Source organism: Paenibacillus sp. FSL R5-0908 (assembly GCF_038006245.1).
In the GTDB taxonomy this organism is placed as follows: domain Bacteria; phylum Bacillota; class Bacilli; order Paenibacillales; family Paenibacillaceae; genus Paenibacillus_AQ; species Paenibacillus_AQ odorifer.
In genome coordinates this window covers 6,769,664-6,794,336 of record NZ_JBBOUV010000001.1, presented here as the reverse complement: position 1 = coordinate 6,794,336, position 24,673 = coordinate 6,769,664, and the positions used below count along the sequence as shown (strand labels likewise).

15 protein-coding genes and 1 riboswitch are annotated in these 24,673 nt (G+C 45.3%); of the genes, 9 read left to right on the top strand and 6 right to left on the bottom strand.

The annotated features are described in order from the left end of the window. Positions 1-3 precede the first annotated feature (3 nt). The 3 genes from gcvPB to gcvT all read right to left on the bottom strand — a co-directional run bounded on the left by gcvPB (position 4) and on the right by gcvT (position 4,032). The gene (gene gcvPB, locus MKZ09_RS30925; protein WP_076137303.1) at positions 4-1,464 is read right to left on the bottom strand and encodes an aminomethyl-transferring glycine dehydrogenase subunit GcvPB; all 1,461 of its coding nucleotides are present in this window, start codon (positions 1,462-1,464) and stop codon (positions 4-6) included. Beyond that, positions 1,461-2,813, bottom strand: coding sequence for an aminomethyl-transferring glycine dehydrogenase subunit GcvPA (gcvPA, locus tag MKZ09_RS30920; protein ID WP_076205731.1), 1,353 nt, complete (start codon positions 2,811-2,813; stop codon positions 1,461-1,463). Before gcvPA ends, gcvPB begins: the two co-directional genes overlap by 4 nt. 106 nt (positions 2,814-2,919) lie before the next feature. Next, positions 2,920-4,032 (bottom strand): glycine cleavage system aminomethyltransferase GcvT, encoded by a 1,113-nt coding sequence (gcvT, locus tag MKZ09_RS30915; RefSeq protein ID WP_076205734.1) that lies wholly within the window; start codon positions 4,030-4,032, stop codon positions 2,920-2,922. A gap of 186 nt (positions 4,033-4,218) precedes the next feature. Next, positions 4,219-4,317: riboswitch (glycine riboswitch) on the bottom strand. A 278-nt stretch (positions 4,318-4,595) separates the two neighbouring features. On the opposite strand from gcvT, the gene gcvH reads away from it, so the two are divergent. After that, entirely contained in the window at positions 4,596-4,988 is a 393-nt protein-coding gene (gene gcvH, locus MKZ09_RS30910) for a glycine cleavage system protein GcvH (protein WP_036678614.1), read from the top strand. A 428-nt stretch (positions 4,989-5,416) separates the two neighbouring features. Here gcvH and MKZ09_RS30905 read toward each other — a convergent pair whose 3' ends face one another. Together MKZ09_RS30905 and MKZ09_RS30900 are read right to left on the bottom strand one after the other, a co-directional pair. After that, positions 5,417-6,247: a flagellar motor protein MotB gene (locus MKZ09_RS30905; protein ID WP_076137309.1), complete on the bottom strand. Its 831-nt coding sequence runs from the start codon at positions 6,245-6,247 to the stop codon at positions 5,417-5,419. After that, positions 6,244-7,026, bottom strand: coding sequence for a flagellar motor protein (locus MKZ09_RS30900; RefSeq protein ID WP_036678620.1), 783 nt, complete (start codon positions 7,024-7,026; stop codon positions 6,244-6,246). Before MKZ09_RS30900 ends, MKZ09_RS30905 begins: the two co-directional genes overlap by 4 nt. A 179-nt stretch (positions 7,027-7,205) precedes the next feature. Here MKZ09_RS30900 and uvrB point away from each other — a divergent pair, with 179 nt between their 5' ends. The 8 genes from uvrB (at position 7,206) to galU (ending at position 21,822) form a co-directional block, all read left to right on the top strand. Continuing rightward, positions 7,206-9,197, top strand: coding sequence for an excinuclease ABC subunit UvrB (uvrB, locus tag MKZ09_RS30895; protein ID WP_036678623.1), 1,992 nt, complete (start codon positions 7,206-7,208; stop codon positions 9,195-9,197). A 446-nt stretch (positions 9,198-9,643) separates the two neighbouring features. Next, positions 9,644-12,517 carry an excinuclease ABC subunit UvrA gene (uvrA, locus tag MKZ09_RS30890; RefSeq protein ID WP_076137311.1) on the top strand — a complete coding sequence of 958 codons (2,874 nt, stop codon included), beginning with the start codon at positions 9,644-9,646 and terminating at the stop codon, positions 12,515-12,517. A gap of 991 nt (positions 12,518-13,508) precedes the next feature. Then, the gene (locus MKZ09_RS30885; protein ID WP_036678627.1) at positions 13,509-13,718 is read left to right on the top strand and encodes a DUF2759 family protein; all 210 of its coding nucleotides are present in this window, start codon (positions 13,509-13,511) and stop codon (positions 13,716-13,718) included. Positions 13,719-13,846: 128 nt separating this feature from the next. Further along, positions 13,847-14,944, top strand: coding sequence for a S1C family serine protease (locus tag MKZ09_RS30880; RefSeq protein ID WP_076205738.1), 1,098 nt, complete (start codon positions 13,847-13,849; stop codon positions 14,942-14,944). 27 nt (positions 14,945-14,971) lie between these two features. Next, positions 14,972-16,885: a stalk domain-containing protein gene (locus MKZ09_RS30875; protein ID WP_076205741.1), complete on the top strand. Its 1,914-nt coding sequence runs from the start codon at positions 14,972-14,974 to the stop codon at positions 16,883-16,885. A 122-nt stretch (positions 16,886-17,007) separates the two neighbouring features. After that, positions 17,008-17,682, top strand: coding sequence for a hypothetical protein (locus tag MKZ09_RS30870; protein ID WP_076205745.1), 675 nt, complete (start codon positions 17,008-17,010; stop codon positions 17,680-17,682). A gap of 400 nt (positions 17,683-18,082) precedes the next feature. Further along, the gene (locus MKZ09_RS30865) at positions 18,083-20,605 is read left to right on the top strand and encodes a U32 family peptidase (protein WP_076137317.1); all 2,523 of its coding nucleotides are present in this window, start codon (positions 18,083-18,085) and stop codon (positions 20,603-20,605) included. Positions 20,606-20,934: 329 nt separating this feature from the next. After that, the gene (galU, locus tag MKZ09_RS30860; RefSeq protein ID WP_076099650.1) at positions 20,935-21,822 is read left to right on the top strand and encodes a UTP--glucose-1-phosphate uridylyltransferase GalU; all 888 of its coding nucleotides are present in this window, start codon (positions 20,935-20,937) and stop codon (positions 21,820-21,822) included. Positions 21,823-21,898: 76 nt separating this feature from the next. Here the strand turns inward: galU and MKZ09_RS30855 are convergent, their stop codons facing one another. Further along, entirely contained in the window at positions 21,899-24,652 is a 2,754-nt protein-coding gene (locus MKZ09_RS30855) for an O-antigen ligase family protein (protein ID WP_076205749.1), read from the bottom strand. Positions 24,653-24,673 lie beyond the last annotated feature (21 nt).

Genomic DNA, 24,673 nt, shown 5'->3' with positions numbered 1-24,673 from the left:
TGTTTACCCGCAAGAACAATTCAAAACTGGCTTGCGCGCGGCCTGTGTCTCATCCAAACGGCTAATCTCTGTGGTATGCGGTGCGTTGATTACGATTTCCGGTGTCTCCTGCGCTTCTTTCACAATCTGAATCATCGTATCGATGAAGCCGTCCAGTGTTTCTTTACTTTCGGTTTCCGTCGGCTCGATCATCATGCATTCCTCAACAGTCAGAGGGAAGTACACGGTTGGCGGGTGGTAGCCGAAGTCGAGCAATCGTTTAGCAACGTCTAAGGTGCGCACGCCATATTGCTTGAGGTTTTTGCCGGACATCACGAATTCATGCTTACATACACCCGGATATGGGATTTCAAAATACGGTGCCAGACGGTGCATCATATAGTTCGCATTCAACACGGCATTTTCGGATACCTCACGCAGTCCGTCTGGACCATAGGTGCGGATATAGGCATAGGCACGTACCAGAATACCAAAGTTTCCATAAAAAGCTTTCACGCGTCCAATGGATTCAGGACCACCGAAGTGAAGTGAGAAGCTGCTATCTTCATTCTTCACCACAGTAGGTTGTGGCAAGAATGGAATGAGGATAGATTTTACGCCGACTGGTCCGGCTCCAGGGCCGCCACCGCCATGTGGGGTACTCATTGTCTTATGCAAGTTCAGATGTACAACGTCAAAGCCCATGTCGCCAGGTCGGGTAATGCCCATAATGGCATTGGAGTTGGCTCCATCGTAATAGAGTAGGCCGCCTGCTTCATGCACGATCTCAGCAATCTCGACGATTTGGGTTTCGAACAAGCCGAGTGTGCTTGGATTAGTTAGCATTAGTGCGGCTGTGTCGCTACCGACGGCTGCTTTCAGTGCTTCAAGATCGACCATTCCTTTATCTGTGGAAGGGATCGTGATCGTTTCAAGTCCTGCTGCTGAGGCACTAGCAGGATTGGTTCCGTGCGAGGAATCCGGCACGATAACCTTAGTGCGGGTCTCACGGCGACTTTCATGGTAGGCGCGGATCATCATGAGGCCGGTCCATTCACCATGAGCACCTGCGGCAGGCTGTAAGGATACTGCATCCATGCCCGTCAGCGCGGACAGATCATTTTGCAGGGTATACATTAATTCCAGTGCGCCTTGAATACTTTCTTCTGGTTGGTAGGGATGAATTTTGGCGAAGCCGGAGAAGCGGGCAACATCTTCGTTAATCTTCGGATTGTATTTCATCGTGCATGAACCGAGTGGATAGAAGCCATTGTCTACACCAAAGTTGCGACGTGAAAGAGAAGTGTAGTGGCGAATGACATCCACTTCCGATACTTCTGGAAGTACGACGGGTTCGCTACGGAGTAAACCTGATGGAATCAGGGACTCCAAGGTTTCTTCCTGTGGCACATCGCATAGTGGCAAAGAATAGGCCGAACGGCCGGGACGGCTTAATTCAAAAATTAGACTTTGCTCCGGTTTCATAAACAGCCCTCCAGTGCGCTAGCGAATTGGTCGATTTCGGTTTTGCTTCTTTTTTCCGTTACGGCAACCAGCATATGTCCAGCAAGTTCAGGATAATCACGGCCCAGATCATAACCCCCAAGATAACCTTTCTTCAGCAGCTTCGAATTAATAGAGGTCACACTGCTGCCTTCAGGAAGCTTCACGACAAATTCGTTAAAGAATGGGGAGGAGAAGGCAAGTTCAGCACCTGTTAGTACGCTAAGTTTATTAGCAGCGTAATGGCTTTTGCGAATATTTAGCTCGCCTACTTCACGCATGCCTTCTTTGCCCATAACGGACAAGTAGACGGATGCGCAGAGAGCCAGCAGCGCCTGATTGGAGCAGATATTCGATGTCGCTTTTTCACGACGAATATGCTGTTCACGCGCTTGAAGTGTAAGAACGAAGCCACGTTTACCGTTACGGTCTACCGTTTGGCCAACGATCCGGCCTGGCATGCGGCGCATCAGGTGATCAGCTACGGCAAAGAATCCGCAAGTTGGACCCCCGAGAGCAGCTGGAATACCGAGTGGCTGAGCGTCACCGACTACGATGTCGGCTCCAAGTTTGCCCGGAGTTTCAAGTACACCAAGAGCTATTGGGTTCGCGCTGACTACAAGAAGACCTTTAACCGCGTGAATCAGCGGCTCAACCGAGCGAAGATCCTCGATGCTGCCGAAGAAGTTAGGCGATTGAATAAGCACTGCGGCAGTATCTTCATCGATAGCTTCAGCAAGTTTAGCTTGATCGGTAAGACCGTCTTTATAGTCAATCTCCACCACCTCCAGACCCCAAGCATTAGCCGAAGTACGTAGCACTTGGCGAGCCTCAGGATGAACGGTACGGGAGACGATTAATTTTTTGCGTTTGGTAGCGCCAGCCGCGAGAACCGCTGCTTCGGATAAAGCTGTAGCGCCATCATACATACTGGCATTGGCAACTTTCATACCGGTTAGTTCGCAAATGTAGGATTGGAATTCGAAGATCGCTTGCAGCTCACCTTGGCTGATCTCCGGTTGATACGGAGTGTAGGCAGTGTAGAATTCAGAACGGGAAATGACATGGTTGATGACCACAGGGATGTGATGATCGTATAATCCGGCGCCGAGGAAGCTGGCGTGAGAATCAAAGTCGGCATTTTGGTCAGCCAAACCTTTCATGTGGCGCAGCAGGGCGTATTCATCGAGTGGTTCAGACATCGGCATAGTGCCTTGGTAACGTACCGCTTCAGGAATATCGGAGAACAGCTCATCTAAAGACTGAATCCCGACGGCCTCCATCATCTCTACGCGGTCCTGTTCTGTCATGGGCAGATAACGGTGCTTCATTAAGGTTTCACTCCTTGGCTTTTTTAAAATATAAGAAAGTACAATTTTCACGCTATACTTTATTCTTCTATTTCTCGCTTAAAAGCTCACCGTCCTTATATGGACGCTAAAGGCGTTTATACTTGTAAAAAGGGGCCTTAATCACTACAGCCTTAAGCTGCTTACCGCGTATCTCCACGTAAACCTCTGTGCCTATTTCACTGTAATTAGCATCAAGCAAAGCCAACCCCAGGTTACGTTTCAGCGTAGGGGACTGTGTTCCGGTTGTGACCTCACCAATCTTAACGCCATCTGCCCAGACAGGATAATGGGAGCGTGGAATGCCTCGATCAATCATTTCTAGGCCGATAAGGCGTCGGGGAATGCCAGCTTCTTTTTGCTGTATTAGTGCATCGCGTCCGATAAAGTCTATTTTGTCCAGCTTCACGAAGAACTGTACTCCTGCTTCAAGCGGGGTGATGTCAGCGGATAGCTCCTGACCGTACAGTGGTAATTTTGCCTCAAAACGCAGGGTATCCCGTGCACCCAGTCCAGCAGGTGTTAATCCGTGGGGCGCGCCTGCTGCAAGCAGTCCGTTCCATAACGTTTCTGCACCTTCCAGCGGAGCGTAAATCTCGAAGCCATCTTCACCGGTATAACCCGTACGGGAGATAAGTACCTCTACACCGCAAACGGTGGCGCGTTCGATGAAATGGAAAGGCTTGAGTGTTGAAATAGGAGCATCAGTAACTTCCACGAGAATGGTTTCTGCCAGAGGACCCTGCAAGGCGAGCAAAAGCGTCTCGTCAGAGACATTAGTAAGCGTGACTTCGCCGAATTCAGAGGTCAAATGCTCTTGCAGCCACTGGAAGTCTTTGTCGATGTTGGAGGCATTAACGACGAGCATATAATGCTCTTCGCTTAGGCGATACACGAGTAGATCGTCGACAACTCCGCCATTTGGATAACACAGCAGCGTATATTGCGCAGCACCATCTGTGAGGCGGCTGACATCATTGGTTGTCATTTTTTGCAAAAAGGCTTCTGCACCGCTCCCAATCACCATGAATTCACCCATATGCGAGACATCGAACAGCCCAGCCTGCTGGCGAACGGCTTCATGCTCTTTTACGATACCTGTAAACTGTACTGGCAGCTCCCAGCCACCGAAGTCAATGCATCTGGACTCCGCATAAGCGGAATAGAGATCATAAAAAGGTGTTCTTCTCAAAGCATCCATGTCGTCACTCCCTTTGAACTGATTACATACGAAAAAAGGACAGGCAGAAGCAATCATGCATAAATGCACAAATCGCTTTCTGCTCTGTCCTTTGTACCTGAGAGTTACCCTGCCGTAACTAGCTTGCAGGTTTCCCCGTTGGTGATCTGACGCATCTAGCCTTGCGTCTGATGCTCTCCAGAGATACGTCCGACAAAGGTCCTTTTGCCTGAGAGATTCACCCCTGTTAGGGCTTACTCCTTCGGCGCCGTCTTCAAGTGAGACAGTCTCTCCCTATGCCATCATCCGCAACTATATTTATTTCAAATATAAGAAAGTATATGGTTCACATTATACATTATCCTTATATTTCTCCGAGAAACGGCGATTGCCTATAAAAAGACGACAACGTCGTTTCTTCTTGTATGTCTCCATTAAACGGGTATAGTCGGGCTCTGTCAACAAGAAAAAGTCGAAAAAATGACAAATTTTAATTTCCTGTTAGTAATATTGACATTGTGAGCCGGGATAACTTAGGCTATAACTAAATTTAGAACTCCAAATTGGAAATGAGGCGGCTTGAAATGAGTGAAGTATTAGACAACCTTCTTTACAGCGAAGAGCATGAATGGGCACAGCAAGTAGAAGGGCGAGTAGTACGTGTTGGGATTACGGACCATGCTCAGCATTTATTAGGCGACATCGTATTTGTTGAGTTTCCTGAGGTGGGATCGACCATTTCGGCCGGTGACAGCGTAGGCAGTATCGAATCCGTTAAGACGGTATCGGAATTGTATTCGCCCGTCTCTGGGACGGTTACCAAGGTGAATGATGGATTAGAAGCTAGTCCGGAGCTTATCAATGATCAGCCATATGGCGGGGGTTGGATTTTTGAGATTGAAGTTGATGGAGAATATGCTGATGCTGTAAAAGGTCTGTTAGATGCAGCTGGTTATAGCGCGTTAGTTGCTGAATAATTGGAAATTGGGGACGGGAAATAGTCTGATCAAGTGTGATGTTTTTAGCAGCAAGTTTCTGTGATTTGGGGACTTGCTGTTTGTGTTTCTTATGTAGATTGTGCGAGTATTCGTAAACCTAGTCGAGTGGTTTGAGGGTCTAGTGGAGTATGGAATTAGGGAAAACCTCCCTCATTTTAGACGATTATAGCGTGAGAGTTAGGGTATTAGGGAATTCCTCCCTAATCATCTCGGTAAAACCACTATTTCAGACTAAAAAGAGTAATAATCAGGGAGAAATCCCCTCATTCCGCGATTGGATACGATAATAGGTGAATAATCAGGGAGGTTTTCCCTAATTAAATTGGATGAAGCCCCTTGTTAGCTCAATGTGGTAATTGCAAAGGCCCCTACCGCCGAACTTAGCTCTGAGCGCAAACAACTATATTTTATTCCACCTCTTGAAGCTGTCGAAGGACAATGATCTCTACGCGTCGATTTTTCTGTTTGCCTGCTACTGTAGTATTATCTGCTGTTGGTCGGGTATCGGCATAACCTGCATATTGAAAAGTGTCCGGGTTCAGTCCTTCATTATCTAAGAAAAAGCGCAGCACAGAAAGCGCACGAGCACCCGATAGCTCCCAATTGTCGTTATAGCGGGAAGCTGATGACACTGGTGTATTATCCGTATGTCCTTCAATGCTGATCGTTGCCCCGATATCTTTAAATAAGCCAGACAACTGCTGAAGAGCAGGAAGGGCTGGTGACTTCACATCTGCTTTACCCACATCAAAAAGAAAACGGTCGCTGAGCGTGATTTCTATGCCCTGCGGTTTGTCGGCTACAAATATTTGTTCACCGAGATTATTCTCCTCCACATAGTGGGTGATCACACCCATTAACTCAGCAAGCTTCGCCTCTTGTTCTCGAAAAGCCAACTCCCGTGCTGAAGGTGTTTCATTCTCCGTTTGTTCATCAGAACCGTCATTTGGTTTTGCAGTTGCGTTCGCATTCCCATCTGTACTCTCTGGTTTGTTGTCAGGGGTCTGTCCAGCATCTAAAATACCATCTCCGCCTTCAAGAACAGTGCTGCTCGACTTGAAAGTCTGGGATAAAGAGCCGGTTACGATATTGTATTTGTCAGTGTCCAGGCTGCTCATCGCATACAATATAACGAAAAATATAAGTAAAAGCGTAATTAGATCTGCGTAAGTAATCATCCAACGATCACGGCTTTCTCGATTCTCTACCCGCCGTTTGCGCCGGTCTCTTTGTCTCATATAAAACCTCTTGCTTCTGCACGGTCATCTGTGGTGGTGTCTGAAATGAAGGAGTTCAGTTTTTTACGCACCAGCAGCGGATGATCCCCGTTCTGTAGAGAAAGAATGCCTACTAGCAGCATCTCCATGCTATGCAGCTCACTTTGGCTGCGGGATTTGATTTTGGAAGCAATGGGTAAAAATATTAGATTAGCGATGGCTACTCCGTATAGTGTTGCAGTGAACGCTACTGCGATAGAGGTACCTAGATTTGAGGGGTCTGTAAGGTTGCCCAGTACCCTAATGAGTCCCATAACTGTACCGATGATCCCCATCGTTGGAGCATATCCGCCAGCGGCTTCAAAAATCTTGGCGTAGCTTTCATGCTTCAATTCTTTCGCATCCATTTCCAATTCTAAAATCTGTCTTACCTGCTCAGGGTCAGTGCCATCGACGATAAGCAACAGTCCTTCGCGCGTAAAAGAATCGGGATGTGCTTCCGCTTGTTTTTCGAGCATTAAAACGCCGCCGCGGCGGGCCACTGTGGCCATTGCGATAAGCTCTTCTGCTTTCTCTTCATCACGTTCAGGATTGCGGCCAAAAGCCATGCGCAGAGCGGTGGGGATGGAGCGTAGCTTAGCTGCCGGGAAGCTGATCATTACGGCGGCAATCGTACCTCCAAATACAATCAAAGCTGCATTAAGCTGCAGCAGTCCGGAAAGGCTTCCGCCTTCCCAGAGGTAGCCGCCGATTAGCGCAGCCAGTCCGGCCACTAGGCCGATTATTGCGGTAATATCCATGCTTCAAGCTCCTAACATTTCTGTGTATTATGGTTTGCATCGATCTAAGCAACACTGTATAATGAACGGGAACACATATTCTTATCTTCCATATTTTTTACTGTCGTATGGAGAGAGAAGATTCAGACAACAATTATAATATATTAATCTAGTTTAGACGATAGAGGGGAGTCGGGCAAATGAGTGATATTGTCGTCAGTACGAAGACTTTTGAATTGGAGTCCGAGTATACACCCCAGGGCGATCAGCCTCATGCCATAGATGAATTACTACAAGGCATCCGGCAGGGTAAGAAGCACCAGACGCTGCTGGGAGCGACAGGTACAGGGAAGACCTTTACTGTCGCGCAAGTTATTTCCAAATTAAATCGCCCCACGCTGGTTATTGCGCATAACAAGACACTGGCTGCCCAGCTGGCAAGTGAGTTTAAGGAGTTTTTCCCGAATAATTCGGTAGACTATTTCGTCAGCTACTACGACTATTACCAACCAGAGGCGTACATTCCCTCCTCCGATACTTATATTGAGAAAGATTCCAGCATTAACGAAGAGATTGATAAACTTCGCCACTCCGCGACAAGCTCCTTGTTCGAACGGCGTGACGTTATTATTGTAGCGAGTGTGTCTTGTATTTACGGTCTCGGTTCACCAATGGAATACGGAAGCTTGCTATTGTCCTTGCGGGTTGGGATGGAGAAGCCGCGCAATGAGATTCTGAGCAGACTGGTGGATATTCAATACCAGCGCAATGATATCAATTTTGTACGCGGAACATTCCGTGTACGTGGTGATGTGGTTGAAATTTTCCCGGCCTCTCAGGGTGAACATGCGATTCGCGTTGAATTGTTTGGCGATGAGATTGAGCGGATCACTGAAATTGATGTTTTAACGGGTGAATTGATCGGTGAACGCGACCATGTCGCCATTTTTCCGGCTTCTCACTTTGTTACCAAGGAAGAAACGATGCGTGTAGCAATAGTCAATATTGAACGGGAGCTGGAAGAGCGGCTGACCGTGCTTCGTGACGCAGGCAAGCTTCTGGAAGCGCAACGTCTGGAACAACGGACACGTTACGACATTGAGATGATGAAGGAAGTGGGTTTCTGTTCGGGGATCGAGAACTATTCCGGGCCGCTAACCTTCAGGGAGCCAGGAGCAACTCCATATACGTTAATGGATTATTTTCCTGATGATATGTTAATCGTCGTAGATGAATCCCATGTTACCCTTCCGCAAATTCGGGCGATGTATAACGGTGACCGGGCGCGTAAGACAGTGTTGGTAGAGCATGGTTTCCGCTTGCCGTCTGCACTGGATAACCGTCCGCTTCAGTTCGAAGAGTTCGAAGATAAAGTGAATCAAATCATATATGTCTCCGCGACACCTGGACCTTATGAAATGGAACACTGCGAGACTATGGTGCAGCAGATTATCCGTCCGACTGGTCTATTGGATCCAATCATAGAGGTTCGGCCTACAGAAGGCCAGATCGATGATCTGATTAGCGAAATCCGTGACCGGGTTGAACGCGATGAACGTGTACTCGTTACCACTTTGACGAAGAAGATGTCGGAGGATCTGACAGACTACTTTAAGGAAATCGGTATTAAGGTTCGTTATATGCACTCTGACATCAAAACACTGGAACGGATGGCGATCTTGCGGGATCTTCGTCTCGGTACGTTCCATGTACTGGTAGGGATTAACCTTCTGAGAGAAGGTCTCGACCTACCGGAGGTATCTTTAGTTGCAATTCTCGATGCCGATAAAGAAGGGTTCCTTCGTTCCGAACGTTCACTAATTCAGACGATTGGCCGTGCGGCTCGTAACTCTGAGGGTCGTGTAATCATGTATGGTGATCGGATCACTGATTCGATGGAGAAAGCAATGAGCGAAACATCGCGCCGTCGCGCCATTCAGATTGCCCATAATGAGAAACATGGCATCACCCCAACCACTATTAATAAAAAAGTGCGTGACATCATCGAGGCAACGAAGGTTGCTGAGTCTAAAGCTGATTATCTCACAGGTGTTGGTGGCAAGATGAATAAGAAAGAAAAACAAAGTCTGATCCAGCGTCTGGAAGCTGAAATGAAGGACGCTGCCAAGAACCTGCAATTTGAACGCGCGGCAGAGCTACGCGACGCATTGCTGGAGCTTCGGGCTGAGTAATAAACCATCAATGCATCACCGATATTTAAAATAGGTATTGAACGGTGCTGTCCTAGACCGTTCTTTTTGAATCAATAGAGGGTCGCGTATCCCGCGATGTTTATCGCACTTAAGCGTATCCGCAGGGACAGCGCCCGAAATGCACTTGGCACTTATGCGTATCCCGCAGGGACAGCACCATGCAACGTCTATGACAGTTGCATGTACCTAGCTTTAGTTAGTGCGGTAACGTCCAAGTGGTCCCGTAGGGATAAGCGCTCTGAGCATTATAGTCACTAAGTTACGTCCCACCATACTCCTTCTCCAGAAAATGCGGGTGTCCAGAGGGTGCAACCCTTGGGGCCCTCCCTTGGAAGGGAGGGTTTGGGAGGGAGCGAAAGGCTTTGAAAAGGCTTTGAGAATATTTTGAAATAAAGTTGAAATAGTTTTTTAAAGGAGAGGTTCCGTTGGCGAACGAAAATATTGTAATTAAAGGCGCGAGGGCGCACAATCTCAAAAACATCGATGTGACGATTCCACGTGACCGTTTCGTCGTGCTGACGGGACTTAGCGGCTCAGGTAAATCATCGCTTGCATTTGATACGATTTATGCTGAAGGACAACGGCGTTATGTTGAATCTTTGTCGGCTTATGCACGTCAGTTTTTGGGACAAATGGAGAAACCAGATGTGGATTCAATTGATGGTTTGTCCCCGGCGATATCTATAGATCAGAAGACAACAAGCCGGAACCCACGCTCCACGGTAGGTACAGTTACGGAGATTTATGACTATTTGCGGTTGCTCTTTGCACGTATTGGTCATCCCCATTGCCCAGAGCATGGTATTGAGATTACCTCCCAGACCGTTGAACAGATGGTAGACCGGATTATGCAGTATCCGGAGAAAACCCGGTTGCAGATCCTGGCGCCAATCATTTCAGGACGTAAAGGTGAGCATAAAGGGCTCTTCACAGATATCTCCAAGCAAGGCTTCGTACGTGTGCGTGTGGACGGGGAGCTAAGAGATCTGTCTGAGGATATTGAACTAGAAAAGAATAAAAAACATACAATAGAAGTTGTGGTAGACCGGATCGTTGTTAAAGACGATGTGGAGACCCGACTGACGGATTCACTGGAGACGGCGCTTAAGCTTTCGGGCGGTAAAATCCTTGTGGATATCATCGGCCAGGAAGAGCTGCTTTTCAGTTCTAACTTTGCTTGTCCAATTTGTGGTTTTAGTATTGAAGAGTTGGCACCACGGATGTTCTCTTTCAACAGTCCGTTTGGAGCTTGTACAGAGTGCGATGGACTTGGCATGAAGATGGTGGTCGATCCAGATCTGCTTATTCCTGATGCTGAGAAATCCATTGAAGAAGGTGCTTTTTTAGCTTGGACTGGAAGTACTTCTAATTACTATCCGCAATTTCTGAAGTCGGTTTGTGAACACTTTAAAATTCCTCAGAACGTTCCGGTAAGCAGTCTGACACCTGATCATATGAATAAGTTACTGAACGGTACAGGCAGTGAGAAAGTCCGCTTCCGTTATGAGAATGATTTCGGTCAAAAGAAAGATGCGATGGTTGCTTTTGAAGGGATTATCCCTAACCTCGAGCGGCGTTACCGTGAAACTGCTTCGGATGGTATTCGTGAATTTATCGAAGGATTTATGAGTGCTAAGCCATGTCATGTATGTAAAGGTAAACGTCTGAAAAAAGAAATATTAGCTGTGACTATCAATGATCATAATATTTCTGATGTTACGGACCTTTCAATAGGAGACTGCCAGCATTGGTTTGAAGAGATAAAATTGAGCGAAAAAGAAACAGCCATCGCCAATCTCATTCTAAAAGAGATCTGCAATCGGCTTGGATTCCTTGTGAATGTGGGCTTGGATTATTTGACGCTTAGCCGTGCGGCGGGTTCTCTTTCCGGTGGTGAGGCGCAGCGTATTCGGTTGGCTACTCAGATTGGTTCAAGTCTCATGGGTGTATTGTACATTCTGGATGAGCCAAGTATTGGCTTGCATCAACGGGACAATGATCGCCTGATCTCTACGCTTGCGCATATGCGCGATCTAGGCAACACGCTAATTGTTGTAGAGCATGATGAAGATACGATGATGGCAGCAGATTATATTATTGATATTGGTCCGGGCGCAGGTATTCATGGTGGACAAGTTATGGCTCAAGGGACGCCAGAAGAGATTATGAAAGATCCGAATTCATTAACGGGTGAATATTTAAGCGGACGTAAATTTATTCCGGTTACTGCTAAACGCCGTCCTACCGATGATCGCTGGGTAGAAATACGTGGTGCTAAAGAGAATAACCTGAAAAATGTGAATGTGAAGATTCCATTAGGTGTATTTACAGCGGTGACAGGTGTATCGGGTTCCGGTAAATCCTCGCTTATCAACGAGATTCTTTACAAGAGTTTAGCACGGCAGCTGAATAAGGCTGTGAAGGTGCGTCCTGGTCAGCATAAAGAAATTCGAGGACTAGAAAATCTCGATAAAGTTATTGAAATCGATCAGTCGCCAATCGGGCGGACGCCGCGCTCCAACCCAGCAACCTATACAGGTGTATTCGATGACATCCGTGATCTGTTCTCCAAGACAAATGAGGCTAAGGTACGTGGTTTCCAAAAGGGACGCTTCAGCTTTAACGTAAAAGGCGGACGTTGTGAAGCTTGCCGTGGAGACGGGATCATTAAGATTGAGATGCACTTCTTGCCGGACGTATACGTCCCTTGCGAAGTATGTAAAGGCAAACGGTATAACCGGGAAACACTAGAAGTGAAATATAAAGGCAAAAACATTTCAGATGTGTTAGAGATGACGGTAGAGGACGCAACAGAGTTTTTTGTAAATATCCCGCGTATCCATCGTAAAATGCAAACACTGATGGATGTAGGCCTTGGTTATATTAAGATTGGTCAACCAGGAACCACTTTATCCGGTGGTGAAGCACAGCGGGTAAAATTGGCCTCTGAGCTCTATCGTCGCAGCACGGGTAAAACACTTTATATTTTGGATGAGCCTACGACAGGCCTGCATGTAGATGATATTGGTCGTCTGCTTGAGGTATTGCATCGTTTGGTGGATTCCGGAGAATCGGTTCTTGTTATTGAACATAATCTGGATGTAATCAAGACAGCGGATTATATCATCGATATGGGACCAGAAGGTGGTAGCGGTGGTGGTACCGTCCTGGCAACAGGGACACCGGAGAAGATCATTACAGTCACAGAGTCTTACACAGGTAAGTATCTGAAGCCGGTTCTGATTCGTGATACAGAGCGGACCGAAGCGCTTATGCTTGAGACGGCGGAAACCCTCTAAATAAACAGTAAGTAATATAACCTATGTATAATAAGGCCTCGGTATCTTGCCGGGGCTTTTATTGTAGGTTGTAAGCAATAATTTTCACAGGGGAAATATATAACAAATAACAACGAACAGCTAACCTTATCCTCTAGAATGGAGTCAAGGCCATTTAAGGCGTTGTAGGATTATCCGGTAATTTTACGAAAGACGGCTCATAGATATATGTTGTGATATTTCTAGCAAAAGTTATACGAATTCTATAGAAAAAATGGATTTAATAATAGGCAAGGTAGGCATATGTAGGACATGTTCGTAGTAAGATTCAATGAGGAGTATTCTGTTGATAGGGTTAGCGGGTAAATTGATTAACGTTAGGGTCAAAAGTTCCTTGAAAACCGAATAATTAATCATTCATATCACTCTATCAAATAACTGTTTATTAGATTAAGGAAAACCTCCCTGAAAATCCGAGTTTTTAGATCATAAAAGGTGAAATCCGGGAAAATGTCCCTAATTATTAGGTGGATTCATTCATATAGCCGGTTTTCTAATGATTTTTAGGGAGGAATTCCCTGATAACCACAAAATGAACTGTTAATCGGACAATTTTAGGGAGAATTTCCCTAATTCATTAAAAACCTAAATTCGAGCCCAGAATTCTAAGTTCTAAGTTCTAAGTTCTAAGTTCTAAGTTCTGTATTTCAATTTTAATTCCAATTCACTGCTCAATTTATTTCATCTCTAAAGCAGTTAACGGAGTTTCTATTGTAACCTTCATGACGATAGAGTTGATTGGGCTCACAGCACTTTTCACTAAGCTGCGCCTAATTGTCAGTGATTAATCTCATCGTTATTACGGATTTTGCAGGGATAAAATATATTTTTTACGACAAATACATAATTTTTCTACAAAACCTATTGCATCGCCCAAATGGTAGCGATAACATAGAAGGTGATATGGGGATTACTGGATCTTGCTTGACAACATTTTTGAGGAGGTAAGGTTATGCTGCTTGCAGAAGTTGCCGCGCAAGGACCGTCTAAATTTCATACCTTTGATGTGTTTATGATTTTATTCACCATCTTGATTTTGGTCGGGGTTGTTCGACTATTGAAAGCTCCCCAGAAGAACAAATTTGCCATTGGTTTTGGAGCCGTTAGCTTGCTGGTTTTTGTGATCTCTGACTATGCCATGGTGATGCATTGGTTAAGTTAATGAAAGAACTAAATTGAACAGCTTTGCACCAAAAGACTCCTTTAACGCCATGGGCGCATTGAAGGCGTCTTTTTTCAAATAATATAATGTAAAATTTATCCATGAGCAAAGAGAGGGTCTGGTGAGGAATGAGGAGTATTGGGGAGAAGCTGGCGAGGAAAGGACTAGGTCTATTACTATGCGGCGTAATGCTGTCAGGAGTATGGAGTCAGTCGGTGTTTGCTTTTGATAGTACTAGTAAGGTGGTCAGTAAAGCGGCGGCAGAAGATCCGATACCTGGAATTATTAAAAGTATCACTCCCTCTGTTGTGGGCATTATCGGCAAAGACGAGAGTGGCGGGAATAGTGGCCCGGATGATCGGTATAATCTGACGCATGGCTCCGGCATCATTGTGAAATCGAACGGATGGATTGTAACCAATGCTCATGTAATCAAGGATCTGCAAAATGCCATAGTAGTCACCTCGGACTCCAAAACCTACAGTGTTAAAGAAACATATCTGGATGAAGTTAGTGATCTTGCGCTGATCAAAATCAATGCCACCCATTTAAAGCCCGCCAAGTTTATTCCAGCGAGTGGCAAAACAGTGGTTGGGGAGAAGGTTATTGCTATCGGAACACCGATTAGCTTTTCTCTACGAAACTCAGCGACTGTAGGCGTTATAAGTGGTCTTAACCGTGAGGTAGATGCGGCTTATCGTCTTATCCAGAGTGACACTGCGATTAATCCCGGAAATAGCGGAGGGCCGCTTGTAAATATGAAAGGTGAGGTGCTGGGAATCAACAGCCTGAAATACTCAGCAGTGGGCGTGGAAAATATGGGGTTTTCGATTCCGGCGAATACTGTGCAGTATATTATGAACCAGCTTTTAAAATATGGTGAGGTGCAGCATCCGAGTCTGGGGCTAGAGCTGGAGGCAAGCTGGTCTACGATTGTGGGATTGCCAACGCTGGACCCGCTGTCCGTCACGAAGGTGGTGTCTTCAGAAGCGCTCAAGTCAGGGGTTGCTGAAGGGGACGTCTTGTATAGCATCGATGGGCATCGTGTGGTCTCACTAGTTGATATTAATGAATTGTTCAAAAGCTACCTGCCGGGAGCAACTGTGCGGCTGGTTATGCAAAGCGATGGGGATATCGTCGTCCGTAAACTCGTGCTCACTCAAGGTGATCCGTTGTTAACCGGAGATGATTATGAAACGGATGGGGACGAGCACGCGGAAGAGTGATTAGCAAACTGGAGAGGGGGACGGTAAATGGGCTTGAAAATTTTAAAACAAGGATTTTGTGCGATGCTGGCCTTATTACTGCTATTTTCTATATTACCCATACAAACAGCATTAGCTTCACAAGGAGATAAGCTACAGCTGAGTCTAAAAGTTGGCAGTACTTCAGCTACGGTGAATGGTAAGAAGGTGGTTATTGAGCGGCCTTATATGGAGAACGGAACGGTTATGGTCCCGCTTGGGGTTTTTAAAAAGACGTTTGGCAGCACTGTTTCCTTAGAGCAGAACAATGTGGTAAAAGTAACCTATGGTGCTCATTCAGGGGCGATGACGATTGGGAGCGATATCGCTTGGAAGGATGGAATCAAAGTTAAACTGGGTTCAGCGCCCCGGATGGTTTCAGATGTGCTGATGGTACCGCTTCGCTTTGTAGCTGATGTGTTAGGTGCGACACTCTCTCAAGGGAGTGGGGGTGAGCTAATGGTTACCCTAGTTCCTGTAGACAACGAAGAAGATACGCCAGAGGATACTGGGATTGACAGCGATGTTGGTAAGACTCAAATTGGAAACAGCTATTTTCAATGGACACTGAATTATCCCTCAGGGCTGATTGCTGGAAATAGTGGTGGAGATGAAAGTGTGGCTACCTTTTCAAGTGCGGACAATCTATATTATGTGGAGATTCATGTAAGTGACCAGGCGGTTGCGGTAGATGCGGAAGGGCTGCTGGAACAGCTGGTTCGGGAGGTCGAGGCAGGTGGGGAGTTGATATTGGATCGGGAGTCGTTCCCCAAAGCCGCGGTACCTTATGCTAGATTGATCAGTAAAGATTCCAGTGGAGCGCTCTGGGAAAGCAGACTGTTATATGCTGAAGGTCGACTCTACGAGATTTATTTGACGGATAACAAAGCAGTTAATTATAAGGATTTTGCTAAATATACAGGATTACTTAACACTTTCCAGCCTTCTTTTGACACTAAAAGCAAAAAAATCCGTGATCTTTCTACGGTGAAAAGTGGATTGCGTGACGCGTACAATGAGGACTATGGAATTTCACTACAGGTTCCCGCAGATTGGAGTAAGGACGATCAACATCTCTATTACGAGAGTAAGCAGGGAAGTCATCTGAGTGTGGCAGTGACATCGGCACCTACTGGTTCTACACTAGAGAGCTGGGCTGAAGATCTGAAAACGAAAACTAAAGAAAACTTTGTAGCGGATGCTTATGTTTTGAAAGACAGCAACAAGTCGGAGATCTCGGGCGTATCCGCACAAATTAATGAGCTACAGCTAAATTACGGCAACGGTGTTACTACAGAGTATCAAGCTCTCATACTCAAAAATGGGTATCGTTATTATTTTGAATATGTAACAGCTGCTGGGCAAGATGACGATAAGGCAAAATTCAAAGCCATCATATCCTCTATTGATATTGATTTTGCTCTGCTGAAGGAGAACTTCGGGCGACTCGCTAGTGATGATTATAAGACGCTCAAAAATAAGACATTAACCAAAGTATCCAAAACCTACGGTTATGCCATTGATATTCCAAGTTTATGGACACCTTATCAGGATATTTTTGAGACGCAGTCGATTGAATATCGGTTCAGCGGAGGACGTCTACAGATCAACTCAAAATCCGAGGGTTCAGTGGATTATACGGTGAATGCACTCAAGGATTCTTATCAAAATAAAAATAATGATCCCAAAGGCTCTCGTATAGAAAGTGTAGTGGAGTCTACCTTTGCGGATGTCCCTGCTACGATCATAACTGCACATCAAATCAAAAATGGCATCCCTCTTCGCAGTAAGCAGGTTGTGTTTGATAAAAATGATGTGGTCTACACGATTACCGTTACGCTGAATGATGCCAATGCCACTGCAGAACAGCAGGCTCTATTAGACAAGACGTTACAGTCGTTTCGGTTTACAGACAGCAAGTAGTTAAAAGAGTACGAAAATCGTAGCTGACACACGAATAGAGGCGTATAATTTAATCAGACGAAGAACGTCCCAGTTGCCGATTTGGCTTGGGGCGTTCTTTTTTGTATAAAGGGGGAAAAGTAATGATTAATTCGGATTTTGAAAATGAACATCGGTTGTTACTAGAGCGACATTTGAGTCTCAGAACGGGCGAACGGAAAGGAAGATTACTTAGGGGGCATCAATACGCTGAGAAACTATTACTTAAAAATGTCTGGTGGCCACTATTCGGCAACTTGAAGCATTTGCATCCGGAATATGAGGTGTACGATTGGAATCGCAAGTCACAATTTCTTGATGTCGCTTTCCTCCCACCTTTTGGCCGGTTTGGATTGGAATGCGACGGATTTCAGAGCCATGTTAAAGATATGGATCGGGAGAGGTTCAGCTACTCTTTAAACAGAGAAACTTTTTTAACAGGTATGGGGTGGAAAATCATCCATTTTTCTTTTGATGATGTTCAGAACCGCCCTGAGATTTGCCGAATGCTACTTCAAACTGTTATTGGACCTTCCTTAATCCAGAAAAGTCCGGCAAATTATACCTCTCCCTTAGAAAGAGAGATTATACGATTAGCGTGGAATTTAGGAAAAGGGATTCGACCCAAGGATGTTATGAACCATTATGATTTTAATTTTCGTACTGCTCGTAAATGGTTGCAGAGTTTAGTGGATAAGGGATACCTGCGACCTATTATTAAAAATACATATATTTGTTACTATGAACCGATAGAAGGTTTGTCGGAAGGGTTGTTTTAGGAGGTTTTGATCCAATGCTATCCAAGTTGGGCATAATGTGAATAACTAAAGGGTGGATTAGTGTATTTGATACAACATTTTATTGTATGTCACGGAATTCCTAGTGAATTGTTGTAAATGTTGCAACTTTTTGTGCCGGTTGTCGATACTAGAGTGTGAGAATGATGCTTTATGTACAACATTTAGTTGTCGAAGCGCTGGATTAGGCAATAAAGTTGCATGTTCTACAACATTCATGGGGTAAAGAGCAATAAGCAAGAAGTCAGCTTCCTGACAGCATTATGACTTTTATTCTATATAAATGTTGGTAAACGCATAGCGCTCAAGTGTGATATTTGATACAATTATCAAGTTAATCAACTAGAAATGACCCGTCAAATGGCGGTTTGGGAGGATATAAATGAAAGAGCAACAAATACGCAGAGAAGATGTGGAGCTATTGGCACCCGCAGGTGATTGGGACTGCATGCGTGCAGCGGTAGCAAACGGAGCGGATGCTATCTTTTTTGGCGTAGAGAAGTTTAATGCACGGGCCAGAGCGAACAACTTTCGCATGGACGAGCTGTCGGAAATTATGGCGTTTTTGCATAGCTATGGTGTGAAGGGCTTTTTGACCTTTAATATACTGGTTTTTGAAAATGAATTGTCTGATGCAAAAGAACTGATTGATGCGTGCGTGGATGCTGGCGTGGACGCAGTAATTGTACAAGATTTAGGTTTGGTCAAAATGATCCGCGAAATCTCACCGGATTTCCCGATTCACGGATCGACACAAATGACCATTACTTCGCCGGAAGCGGTCGAGTTTACTAAACCTTTCAGTTTGGAACGTGTGGTATTAGGTCGTGAGAACAATCTGAAACAAATTCGTACGATCGGAGAGCAAGCCCGCTTACCGATGGAAGTATTCGTACACGGTGCTTTGTGTGTTTCCTACTCAGGTCAATGTCTGACTTCTGAAATGTGGGGAGGACGTTCTGCCAACCGCGGTGAATGTGCGCAGGCTTGCCGCCTGCCTTATGATCTGATGGTGGATGGTGAGGTAAAACCTATGGGAGACGTAACTTATTTGCTCTCTCCTAAGGACCTGGCAGCAATTGATCTAATGCCTGAGCTGATCGAGGCGGGTGTGACTTCTTTTAAAATCGAAGGTCGCCTCAAAAGCCCGGAGTATGTAGCGAATGTAGTTAGTAAGTATCGTAAAGCGATTGATCGGTATTTTGAAGGTGATCTGTCCAAACCTTCGAAGGAGGAGGTGCGCGAGCTGCAACAAAGCTTCTCCCGCGGGTTTACACATGGTTTCCTGGATGGAACGAACAATAAGAAACTGGTAGACGGGACTTTTCCAAAAAGCCGTGGTGTATATTTGGGGACTGTAGAGCAAATTCTGCGTGACGGAGTGGTCTGCCGTATTCATGCACCGCTTAAGCGTGGGGACGGAATTGTTTTTGACGCTGGGGATCCGACGAAAAAAGAAGAAGGCGGTCGTGTCTACGACCTTCGTCGTAAAGGTGTGAAGCTGGAAGGCGAAGCCGGAGAAGGATGGATCATCGACATCGTAGCCGGTCGTAATGATGTGGATCTTCGTCGTCTAAATGTCGGTGACCGCATTTGGAAGACAAATGACCCTGCGTTAGATAAGGCGCTGCGTCAGACTTATGAAACTGAAAAGCCGTACCGGGTATTTCCGGTACATGTTAGAGTGCAAGGCTGCGTCGGCGAGAAGCTGACGACTTGGTGGACGGACGTTCAAAAGAACGTTACCGTCCGTGTGGATTCGGAGCTCGCGCTGGAAGCCGCGCAAAAGCGTCCGATGGATACCGCGCTGCTGGAAGAACAATTCGGCCGCCTGGGCGGGACCGTGTTCCAGCTTGACGCGTTGGAGTCGCATCTGCAAGGCGACGTCATCGTCCCTATGCGCGAGCTGAACAGCATCCGCCGCCAAGCGGTGGAGCTGCTTGCGGGCGAGCGCCCGAAACCGCCCGTCTACGTGAAACGGGCGATCGAGGTTTACGGCGACGCCACCCGCAGGGGTGTCGCTCCGCAGCGCGCTGGTGAAGCGGAGCTCACCGCGCTGTGCCGAAGCCTGCCGCAGGTGCAGGCTGCGCTCGAGGCCGGCGTGAGAAACATCTACGCCGACTTCGAGTTTATCAAGCAGTTCCCGGCAGCTGTAGATGCGGTACGGGCTGCAGGGGCCAGCATAGCGCTGGCCACGCCGCGCATTCATATGCCGGGCGAGAACGGCTACCACGCGAATATTCTTCGCTTGCAGCCGGATGCTGTGCTCGTGCGTAATACAGGCGCGTTATATTATTATCTGCGCCGCCGCCAGGAGCAGCCGGATGCTGTGCATCCACGCCTGATTGGTGATTTCTCACTGAATATCGCCAATCATAAAGCAGTGGATTTGTTCCTTGAGGCTGGCTGTGACATAGTAACGCCATCCTATGACTTGAACATTCAACAGATGGTCGATCTGCTTGAACACAGTGATACGTCCCGGATGGAGGTCGTTATCCATCAGCATTTGCCGATGTTCCATACTGAACACTGTGTGTACTGTACCTTTATGAGTGAAGGCACGGACTTTACGAACTGTGGTCGTCCTTGTGAAGAACACCGTGCTTCTTTGCAAGACCGTATTGGAATGTCACATCCAGTTCGTGTGGATGAAGGCTGCCGTAATACCGTCTATAACGCTGTTGAGCAGTCTGGTGCGGAGTATCTGAATAATTTCCGTGACCTAGGAGTATCTTCATACCGTGTGGAGTTCTTGGAAGAGACGCCAGAGCAAGTGGTAGAGGTAATCAGCCTCTACAGCCGCGCTCTGCGTGGTGAAATCTCTGGTACGCAGGTATGGAAGAGCCTAAAGGCCACTAACCAACTTGGCGTAACGCGTGGGCAATTGGTGAACGCGAAGTAATAAGAGTTAAGAGTTAAGAGTTAAAGATAAGGGCTAAGTAACTACCAGGTAGATGCTGGTATTGCTTAGCCCTTTTTTTAGAATTGATCTCGTCCTCATCCTAATTTGCATATACTAAATAGTAGTATATTATGGGGTCAGCAAAGTATTTAAAATAGTAATAAATGATTATAATTCCTGCCCTCTTATTTCATTGGAATAGATATACAAATATAACAAACACTCTGACATAAATGTGCTGTAACTGCTATAATTGAAAGAAATATGCCATTTTAGGGTACTTACAGATATGTAATTGAAAAGAGTATACGATAGAAGGAGTTAATGTGATGAAGATCCGTAAAGCGATTATTCCCGCCGCAGGTCTCGGCACTCGTTTTTTACCTGCAACTAAAGCAATGCCTAAAGAAATGCTACCGATTGTAGATAAACCAACGATCCAATATATTGTTGAAGAAGCAGTCGCTTCCGGGATCGAGGATATTATTATTGTAACGGGGAAAGGCAAACGTGCGATTGAAGACCACTTTGATAACTCATTTGAACTGGAATTTAACTTGGCTGAGAAGCAGAAGTGGGAGCTGCTTGAATCCGTTCGTAAATCTTCCGAAATGGCCGATATTCATTACATTCGCCAAAAAGAACCAAGAGGTCTCGGACATGCGATTTGGTGTGCACGTAAATTCATAGGAAACGAACCGTTTGCTGTACTACTCGGCGATGATATTGTTGAAGCGGACAAACCGTGCCTCAAACAGATGATTGACATATATGACGAGTATAAATCTTCTATCGTGGGTGTTCAGCCTGTTCCGTGGGAGGAAGTATCACGGTATGGTGTTGTAGATGGTTCTCCTTTGGCGGAACGTGTCTACAAGGCGAATCGTCTAGTAGAGAAGCCGAAGAGAGAAGAAGCTCCTTCTAATTTAGCGATTTTAGGACGATACATCTTAACCCCACGTATCTTCGATATGCTTGGAGAACAGCAGGTGGGTGTAGGTGGAGAGATCCAACTTACAGATGCGATAGCACGTCTAAGCGAGGTTGAACGAATTATTGCCTATGACTTTGAAGGTAAACGTCATGATGTGGGTGAGAAAATGGGCTTTATCCAGACTACCATTCATTATGCACTTCAACACGAGGAGCTTAAAGATGACTTGCTTCGTTATATGAAAGAGCTTGTCGAGAGCGAAGCAGCTAAGGTCGGGCTATAAGTAAATCTCATATAATCTAAAAAAAGGCGCGCCGCTGTTATTACAGTGGCGCGCCTTTATGGTTTCTTTACTTTTATTAAAATTGTGAATTTGTAATGGCCTCAACTTGTGCTGCTTCCGCAGGATCAGCTGCGATCAGCGAATCGTATAGTGCCTGATCCTCGCCACCAGTTTTCGCCAGTGCAGCAAGGTACCAACGAGCAATCTCACGATTGGTTGCATCAGCGAAATCTTGGCTTAAGGCTGTTTTTAAGATGGAGGCTGCAATTTGTATCTTTCCAGACATATATTGCATTTTCCCTACCTTCAGTGTCACATCCGGAGTAAATGTCTTCGAAGGATCATTATCCGCAAGTACATGATCGTAGGCCAAAAGCCCAATAACAAAGCCAGCTTTCATGTTGTCTATTCTATCTGGATTATCTTGTTGTGCATAAGCTGCCTGCCCCAAATCAAATGAACGGCTGATGAGCGAACTGTACCAATTTATATCCCACGGAGCTTCACTGTTCATAATATCCGTGTAATTACCATCTGAATTAAGCTTGAGAGTGGTCTTCGCCGCATCCTCTTGTCCGGATAAAAGTTGCATTTTGCCAACGTTTAAAGCGATAGTTGGCGTTACTGAGAAAGGACGCCCTTGCAGTTGTTCTGGTGGAAGAGTCTTCAGATGTTCAATCCCAGCTAGAACGTGGTTATATGCTTCAAGTTCTTCTGCGAAGTACTTTTCTTTCTTAACTTCATCCTTTTGATTAAGTGCTTGCTGACCTAATGCAAAAGAACGGCTGATGAGAGTATCATACCAACTAATATCCCAATTGAACTTATCAGCATTATCGAGGTAAACATTGTATGCAAGGTCACTTTGACCCTTTAAATCATAGTAGCCCGCCATTTGAGCTAAAAGATATTTGTTGTAAGGCTCATCTTTTAGCGCTCGAGTTAATACATTATTTGCTTCAACAAGAAATTGCTCATCTTGCGTTTGTTTGAATACCGTCATATCAATGGCAGATAAAGAGATAGCTGATTCAGGATGATTAGGGCGGGTTTTTAAAGCTTTAACCAACGGCGCTTTAATTTCTTCATAGGAAGTGCTCACTCTAATTAGATTCTTACCCTTTAGAGCAGCATTACTGGAGCCAATATAGCTGATCGAAAGGAATAACAAGAATACAGTACCTATTGTGAGAGCTGCGAAATACCCAAGCCGAATACCGGCTTTATTCCAATTTTTTCTTAACTTTTTACTGTCCATCACAACTGCCATCCCAGCCAGTCCAAGGAAGACGAGTATCCCCATAAAGGCATAACTCATGTTGAAATCAAGTAAACTGTGCACAAGAATCGATAAAGCAATGATTAGATAGAAGAAGCCATTCTCAAAATCATTTTTATCCCGTTTTACATACCCGCGAATATACTTATAGAAAATATACAGAATGAAACCCATAAATACGATAAAACCAAGAATCCCAACCTCGATTAAAAATTGAAGAAAGAAGTTGTGCACCTGGCGGCTAGTATAAGGGTTATTCTGATAATGTTCATATAGTGAGGACCAGCCTCCACCACCAGCACCAAGGATTGGATAATCCTTAACTACCTTCATGGCATCTTTATAAAAAGTAATCCGTTCGAGTACGCTATGTTGTTGGAAATTGATGTTCTCAAGACGAGTTTCCATATTATCAGGCAAGATGCTTTTTGCACTTGTACCGATAAGTAAGAAAGCTACAATAGCTACTAGAGCAACAGATCCGAGTGGGATCCAAAGACCTGTCCGTTTACGTGACGACCAATTCTCTAGTTTTGCATACAACCATGGAGCGACAAAACGCTGAATGATCCAAGATAGCCCAGCTACAACTAGTGAAGCTCCTAATAGATATGCCCAGCCTTTTAAAGCGGAAGAAGAAGTGAAATTTGCGTTTAACTCTATTCCTAGATTAGTTACGGGTGTCGTAATGATCAAAGATACAATTCCAGCAACTCCAAGATGCAGAATCCAAAGGATTTGCTGTGCAGGTTTTAGGAATAGAAGCAGAAGTATGAATACTACAGGTAGCAAGACTAAGCCACCGCGAGATAAGGTTAACAAAATCGACACAATGATGGGCACTAACATAAAGCCATGTGTCAAGGTTCCATACCATTTTTTAGAGCGAATAAGCGCGAATATTGCTACAAAGAGAAAAGCCATTAAGAATGCAGCGTATGTATTCGCATACTGAAAGATCGAAGTCAGACGAAGGCCATTAGAGTCAGTCATAACTGCATCTAAATAGATATCATTTCGTACGGTGTTTGAGAACCAGCCTACCAGAGCGCCAGCTAATTTACTGCTGCCTAGCCAATTTAAGAGTCCAAAACCTACTATAAAATACGCAATCGCCATTATAGCATTTTGAATGACAACATTTACTTGCTTTTGCTTCAAGAGATAAAAGGCTATAATGAAGACTGCAACATACATGCTCTGAATAAACAGCATATTCATCGACGTATAATGCGAAACTGCGACAAACAATGATAAAGCGTAAGTCAGGGGCAGTAATATAGAAGCAGAAGCTACTAAGTCCCTCTGTTCATCAATTTTGAATTTTTTGTAGTATAAGCCAAGGCATACTAGCAGCAAAAGGCCGCTTAGTAATGAAGATACATAAATTGGCTTCTCGAAGTCTAATTGCTGTCCGTTAAATAATCCCACTTGAAATGGGGCCCAACACAAAAATAAAATGAAAGCAACAACTAATGCCCATATCGGACTTGCTATCTTTTCAACATTTCTCGACTGAGCGGCGTTTTTACCGTATACTGGTTTCGACACGTTATAATCTCCTTTTCCTGT